Source organism: Vibrio sp. McD22-P3, from assembly GCF_021568915.1.
Classification (GTDB): domain Bacteria; phylum Pseudomonadota; class Gammaproteobacteria; order Enterobacterales; family Vibrionaceae; genus Vibrio; species Vibrio mediterranei.
The window spans coordinates 240,945-247,709 of the sequence record NZ_JAKGTN010000007.1 but is presented as its reverse complement, the minus strand read 5'-3'; the positions used below and the strand labels follow the sequence as shown (position 1 = coordinate 247,709).

General features: G+C 43.5%; 7 protein-coding genes and 2 pseudogenes. 4 read left to right on the top strand and 5 right to left on the bottom strand.

Going from position 1 to position 6,765, the window contains the following annotated elements:
• Window positions 1-298, top strand: a 298-nt coding sequence (locus L2W36_RS10810) for a DUF1214 domain-containing protein (protein WP_236110024.1), incomplete at its 5' end; no start/stop codon positions are given.
• Between the two features lie 113 nt (window positions 299-411).
• Here L2W36_RS10810 and L2W36_RS10805 read toward each other — a convergent pair.
• Window positions 412-1,029 (bottom strand): annotated as a pseudogene (locus L2W36_RS10805) (IS3 family transposase); the annotation flags it as partial.
• 69 nt (window positions 1,030-1,098) lie between these two features.
• On the opposite strand from L2W36_RS10805, the gene L2W36_RS27315 reads away from it, so the two are divergent.
• Together L2W36_RS27315 and L2W36_RS10800 are read left to right on the top strand one after the other, a co-directional pair.
• Complete coding sequence (locus tag L2W36_RS27315) at window positions 1,099-1,221, top strand: hypothetical protein (protein ID WP_268980696.1); 123 nt, start codon at window positions 1,099-1,101, stop codon at window positions 1,219-1,221.
• Window positions 1,218-1,565: an IS110 family transposase gene (locus L2W36_RS10800; protein ID WP_236110023.1), complete on the top strand. Its 348-nt coding sequence runs from the start codon at window positions 1,218-1,220 to the stop codon at window positions 1,563-1,565. Before L2W36_RS27315 ends, L2W36_RS10800 begins: the two co-directional genes overlap by 4 nt.
• Window positions 1,566-1,609: 44 nt before the next feature.
• Here L2W36_RS10800 and L2W36_RS10795 read toward each other — a convergent pair whose 3' ends face one another.
• Window positions 1,610-1,792 carry a hypothetical protein gene (locus tag L2W36_RS10795; protein WP_236110022.1) on the bottom strand — a complete coding sequence of 61 codons (183 nt, stop codon included), beginning with the start codon at window positions 1,790-1,792 and terminating at the stop codon, window positions 1,610-1,612.
• On the opposite strand from L2W36_RS10795, the gene L2W36_RS27500 reads away from it, so the two are divergent.
• Window positions 1,725-2,192, top strand: a complete 468-nt coding sequence (locus L2W36_RS27500; protein WP_443088389.1) for a transposase — start codon at window positions 1,725-1,727, stop codon at window positions 2,190-2,192. The genes L2W36_RS10795 and L2W36_RS27500 overlap by 68 nt on opposite strands.
• A gap of 199 nt (window positions 2,193-2,391) precedes the next feature.
• Here the strand turns inward: L2W36_RS27500 and L2W36_RS10790 are convergent.
• The 3 genes and pseudogenes from L2W36_RS10790 to L2W36_RS10780 form a co-directional block, all read right to left on the bottom strand.
• Window positions 2,392-2,514, bottom strand: a pseudogene (locus L2W36_RS10790) (IS3 family transposase); the annotation flags it as partial.
• Window positions 2,515-2,976: 462 nt separating this feature from the next.
• A complete protein-coding gene (gene aspT, locus L2W36_RS10785) occupies window positions 2,977-4,866 on the bottom strand; it encodes an aspartate-alanine antiporter (RefSeq protein WP_236110021.1) in 1,890 nt (629 codons plus the stop codon).
• Window positions 4,867-5,011: 145 nt separating this feature from the next.
• Window positions 5,012-6,397, bottom strand: a complete 1,386-nt coding sequence (locus L2W36_RS10780) for a glutamate decarboxylase (RefSeq protein ID WP_236110020.1) — start codon at window positions 6,395-6,397, stop codon at window positions 5,012-5,014.
• Between the last annotated feature and the right edge of the window lie 368 nt (window positions 6,398-6,765).

The window sequence follows — 6,765 nt, the reverse complement described above, 5'->3', positions numbered from 1 at the left end:
GGCGGGTATTCCTGCAAAAGACTTCTGGTCTATCGTATTATATGATCCCCAAACCCGTTCAGAGCTTCAGACGTCACAGCCTTTTCCAAGTATTTCAAGCCAAAAAGGGGGCCTAACTTACAATGAGGATGGCTCAATAGACCTGTTTTTTGGACCTGAAGCCCCGAAAGGTAAGGAAAGCAACTGGCGTCAGACAGTCTCTGGAAAAGGTTGGTTCTCTATTATCCGTATGTATGGCCCGCTTAAACCCTGGTTTGACAAAACTTGGAAGCCAGGCGACTTTGAACTAGTCGACTAATAAACGAGGTGTCGACTTAATTAACTTGAGAAAGGTTTAATTCATCGCCATCAGCCTTGTTGATTCAACGGGTATGATGGTGATGACTTCTCTGGTTTTAGATAGTAATTAATCTGACTAACACGGCCACTATGAACAATAACTTGCTCAGGGAGGCCATGGTGGAATAAAGCCATCGAAAGAGCATCGCTGACCAACGTAGCTGTCATCTTCGTGTCCATCGACCAGCCCACGATTTGCCGTGAGTATAGGTCAATGATTACAGCCAAATACAACCAGGCCTCGCTGGGGTCGGTAAATAGGTGATATCTCCCGCCCACTTTTGGTTTGGGACCGTTGCAGTAAAGTATTGCTCTAACAAGTTGGGAGCAACTGGTAACCTATGATTACTGCTGTTGTACATTTTAACTTGCGAACCGCTTTTGCTACTAGGCTTTGGCGCTTCATGCTCTGGCGATAGTCTTCAAATTGTGATTATCACCGTTATCAGCTAACTCAGCCCGAATACGCCTAGCTCCGTCCCTACCTTTGCTGTTAACGCTTCTTTAACCTTTCCGTCTAGGGCTTGACGAGCTTGCTCCCGCAGGCAATTTTTGTGATGATGTTTAAAACCCACTTTGCGATATGCCGAACACCTTAACCATCCGTGAAACACGGAAAAGCAGCAGATGTTCAAGCATAAATTCATAGTGATTTACTTTAGATTCTTCGCAAAGTAGGTGGCGGCCTAATGGGATGGTCTGCTCCTCCCTCTGATGCCTATACTCAGCAAGGGAAATCGCAAAATAAGGAGACCGACCATGTCTAGTTCAAATGTACATATCTACGGTATCGACCTAGGAAAAAACTGGTTTCACATCGTAGCAATGGATCGTCAAGGGCATATTCTCTGGCGGAAGAAGCCCAGCTTAAAACCTTTGTGATTAACACTCCACCTACGATTGTAGTGGTTGAAGCTTGTCCGGGTTCTCAATACTGGGGAAGGTTATTTAATGATGCAGGGTTTTCAGTAAAAATTATTCCCGCTCAGTTTGTTAAGCCGTACTTAAAATCAAACAAAAATGACTTCAATGATGCTGCCGCAATCGCTGAAGCAGGCAGTCGTGGCACTATGCGCTGTGTTTCCCTAAAGACACATGAACAACTCGCCTTACAAGCGACTCATCGAGTAAGGCAGCGTTTTATTGTTGAGCGCACAGCTACTGTGAACCAAATGCAGGCGTTACGGCATTACAGTTCCTGTAGGACGCAAAGTTTTCGAACGTAGCTTACCTAGCATCTTAGAGGATGCTGAAAATGGACTTCCCGACTTTATTCGTGCTCTAGTGTTTCGCTTGCGAGAGCGCTGGCAGCATCTAGATGTTCAAATTGATGAGATGAGCGAGCAATTACAACAAGCTCTATTGGGTCGGAGAAATGCCAACTTATATCCAGCGTTCCAGGGATTGGTCCAATTGTCGCAACTGGGTTAATTGCAGCGGTTGGTTCAGGCACTCAATTTAAGCGAGGCCGAGATATGTCGGCATGGTTGGGCTTGGTTCCTAAACAATACTCCACAGGTGGGAAAAGCAATCTTGGCGGTATAAGTAAAAGAGGTAACGTCTATCTACGCCGTCATGTGATACTAGGGGCAAAAGCATTAAAGATACATATGAAACGAGACAAATCCGCACTTGGGCAGCGGATAGCCAAGTTAGAGGCGACACATCATCACCATGTTGTTTTAATTGCCTTGGCTAACAAGATAATGAGGATTTGTTGGAGGGTATTAACCTCGGGACAAGAGTATCAACCTTATCCAGCTTCGCTGCGAATTAACATACAACGAATTATATTTTCTATAGATTTTGCGAGAAACAAGCTGATGACAGAAGCGTTAAACCCACGATGTTGAAGCCTGGCTAAAAAAGCAGTCTGTGATGACTGGACGCTTTATTAGGACAACAACGTGCGGATCCCATCAAGGCCAGAATACTAGATGGTTCACAAACAGGCCGGATACATTGACGCAAACGTATTCTGACAGCGAGCTTCTACTTGCAAAAACGGAGCAGACCATACATTTTTTACTATTTCTAGCTACGCCAGCCTTAGATCTGAGACTCATGCATAGATAGCTGTCTAGCGGCAACAACAACACCCACTTTTTCAGCAAGCTTGAGGATTTCAGCTTTAAATTCAGGAGAATGGATACTACGTTTTTTCTTGTTTGTCATAAGTTCACCTCGTTAGTGATTTTACTCACTTAACTCAGTGTCCAAAACTTCTGGTGCGGATCAGAAAGAAATGGGTTGGAGATTTCACCTATTGGTATCATTTTGAACACAAGCACCGAGGAATCAAATATGTGACACCTCAGCAGAGGCACATTGGTGAAGAACATGACATCTTAGAGCAACGTAAGCTCGTTTATCGTAAAGCTCAAGTAACAAACCCAGAGCGCTGAGGCGGGAAAGCTAGAGATTGAAGCTTTATTGAGGAAGTGCCTTTAAATCCAGAGAACAAAGCAGCCTAAGGCGTTGTAAATTTGTAAAAATAGTGACAATTTGCTTGAAGAACAGCGGAAATGGCTGTTCGGAATGCTCCGAAATACGCATTCTCAGTAATTTTAAGCTCCATACAAAAGTAGGGAGCTTAATTGATCATGAGGGGTGGTAATACTTAATGGCTGCTACCCATTAATAGAATAACACCATAAACATACCCATTAAGGTCAATAGGGTATTAGATACTGCATAAGGTACAGTGTAACCAAGCATAGGGATGTTGCTTTTCGCTTTCTCACCTACCATAGCGACTGAAGCAGTACTCGTACGTGCGCCACCACAAACACCTAGGTTTATAGCTGGGTGGAATTTAAAGATATACTTACCAATAAGTGGAGCTAATAGCATTGGAATAGCCGTTGCTGCCGCACCGATTAAGAACAGTTCTGGACCTACGTTTTCAAGACCAGCCACAAAGCCAGGACCTGCAGAAATACCTACGATAGCAATAAAGACGTTAAGACCGACGGAGTTCATAAACCACTGTGTTGGCTCTGGGAGTCGAGCAAATGTTGGGTGAATTGAGCGTAACCAACCTAATACCAAACCACCGATTAGGACACCACCAGATACAGAAAGAGTAACGGGTGCGCCATCGATATCAACAGCTAGTGCGCCTAGTAAACCGAATACTACGATAAAGAGACCAACCCAAACCATATCGGTTTCAGTTGTCGTTCTATCGACATGGCCTACTTCTTTTTCCAGACGAGATGTATGCGTTTTAGTACCAGTAATACTTAGTACGTCACCACGATGAATTTCAGTTTGTGCTAGTAGGGGTACTTCTTGACTTGCTGCACCACGACTGATTTTGTTTAGGAACACGCCACGTGTGTAATCTTCATCTGCTAGTGAGACCAATGTGCGGTTTGCGAACTTTTTGTTGGTAACAACTAGGTCTACGGTTTCTAATGGCAGATTATCAAGCTCCTCGTCCGCTACTTCGGTTAAGTACTGTTGAGCGTGCACGAGTGCGTCGGTATGACCTGTTAATGCAATAATGTCTTTTGCCGCTAGCGCCATAGTTGGCTCGACATCCACTACTTCACCATTGCGTTTCAACTTCTCAATGAATAGGCGTTCTGCGTGGTGTTGAGATTCGAATTCAGCTACTGTCATACCGTTGATATCGTCAGAGATCTCATAGGTACGAGATTCAGAACGATGCCAAACACGTGAAATACCATCTTCTGGTGTACCAGCAGACATCTCTTTTTCGTAGTCTTTACAAGCTTCTTCAAGGTTAACTCCGAGTAGAGTTGGACCAACATAAGCTAGGATCATACCAGTACCAATAGTACCGAACAGATAACAGATAGCGTAAGCCACCGGAATTTGGTCAAGTAGCTCTTTAGTATTGCTGAAACCAGATGAGTTGATTGCATCAGTCGCTAGACCGATAGAAGCGGAGATGGTTTGTGCGCCGGCCCAAAGGCCTGCAGCTAGACCAACATCGTAACCAGCAATTTTGGCACCAGCGTACGTTACTGCGAAACATAGAAATGAAATGACTACTGCGAATATCGCTTGTGGAGCACCATTTTTGGCAACACCTCGAACAAATTGCGGGCCGACACCATAACCTACAGCGAATAGGAACATCGTGAAGAACATTGACTTAACTTGTGAAGAGATAGAGATATCAAGCTGACCGATGATAACACCTGCGATTAGCGTACCTGTTACTGCACCTAAGCTGAAGTGACCGAATTTGATTGCCCCTAACCAATATCCCAAGCCCAGGGTGATGAAGATTGCCAATGCTTGGTGTTCACGGAACACTTTTACTACCCACATAGGCTCTGCTTTTGCTGGAGCTTTGATGCTTGTAGTTGAATGTTGAACAGCAGCATGGTCTGTAGTTTGTTCTTGAGCTTGAACATTATTGAACATGTTAAAGCCAGATACGCCGCTATTTGTATTTGTAGTGATATTTCCTGCCAGCATAAATACTGCCAACATACTTAGAAAAATATGCTTAATATATTTAGAAGGAGATAGCCCCATTAGAGTTGCCATTTTAACCTCTGATTACTTAGATTCCTAAATGCAAACCAAAGAACTCCAGAGCCCGGAACAAGAACCAGACTGCTTTGGTACGCAATAATTATTGTGATTAGAGTGCGAGGGACTAGGGCTACTAGCCCCTCTTTGCTTGAGATGATTAACCGTGGTTAAACGTGCTTGAGCTCTCTTCGTCAACAGAGTTAACGATTGGGAATTTCTCAAATTTCTCGATTGTGCGTTTTAGATCTTGAACGAGTAGATCAACCATGTCGTGACTCACACCGTGACGAACTAGGATGCGCATAATGACCAAATCTTCGCGGTTTGAAGGCATGGAATATGCGGCAATTTGCCAACCACGAGCGCGGATAGCGTCACTTAGGTCAAACAAGTTAAAGCCTGCATCTACGTCCGCTTTTAAGCTAAAGCTCATAGCTGGAATACCACCGCGGCCATCGTAAATGATGTCGAATAAGCCCATTTTGCTTACTTCATCAGCTAGGTATTGAGCTGAGTTGTAGCAAGCGTCGTGGATACGCTTATAACCTTCTTTACCCAAACGTAAGAAGTTGTAGTACTGAGCAACGATCTGACCGCCAGGGCGAGAGAAGTTCAGTGCGAATGTTGGCATGTCACCACCAAGGTAGTTAACACGGAAGATCAGATCTTCAGGAAGATCGCTTGCTTCGCGGAACACAACCCAGCCCACACCAAGAGGTGCTAGACCATATTTGTGACCAGATGCGTTGATTGACTTAACACGAGGAATGCGGAAATCCCACTCTAGTTCAGGGTCGCAGAACGGTGCGATGAATGCGCCACTTGCGCCATCAACGTGCATTGGTACATCAAGACCTGTTTCTTCTTGTAGTTTGTCTAGTGCATCAGCAATCGCTTTTACAGGCTCATACTGACAAGTAAACGTTACGCCAAGAGTAGGAACAACACCGATAGTGTTTTCGTCAACGCGTGCCAGGACTTCTTCTGGAGTCATTAGTAGACGGTCGCCTTCCATAGGAATTTCGCGTAGTTCAATATCCCAGTACTTAGCGAATTTGTGCCAGCATACTTGTACTGGACCACAAATTAGGTTTGGCTTGTCAGTTGACTTACCTTCCTTGCGACGCTTCTCGCGCCAGCGCCATTTCATCGCCATACCGCCAAGCATAGCGGCTTCACTTGAACCTGTTGTTGAACAGCCCATAGTGTTTTCAGGGTCTGGAGAGTTCCAAAGATCAGCAAGCATATGAACGCAACGGTTCTCGATTTCAGCTGTTTGTGGGTACTCATCTTTATCGATCATGTTTTTATCGATGCACTCGTCCATGATTTTGTGGATGTTACCGTCTACCCAAGTTTGGCAAAAAGTTGCTAGGTTTTGACGAGAGTTACCATCAAGAATAAGCTCATCAGATACTAGCTGGTATGCAGCATCAGGATTTGATTCGTCATTAGGGAAAGTATATTTTTCGATAGTTTTGTCTAATAGTTTGTTTGCAAAAACATCATCGATATCTGCATTGTTCTTTTCTTCAAAAGGCATTATATAGCTCCAGGTTTATTTAATTGGATAGAACAGTAATATCACTACATTTATTTTTAAAAAGCTGTCTCGCTTAAGCCGAATTACATCATTACAAATTAGACGAATAAAACAATCAATAGAAAATAAAAAGAAAATAACCAACGTGTTATAAATTAATTGTTGCGACAAATATAATTTTTATTTATCTCTTACTAGAGCCATTATGTGAAATTCAATCATTGATTTACGGTTAATACCAGTTGATTTTGATACGGTCTGCATGGTCTTAAGTGGTTGGTTTTTTAGGGTTTAATTTGATGTGAGTCAATGGGTTGAGATTTATGTGTAGATTGTTTTTATGTAAATTTTATTGGCTGTGGATTAAT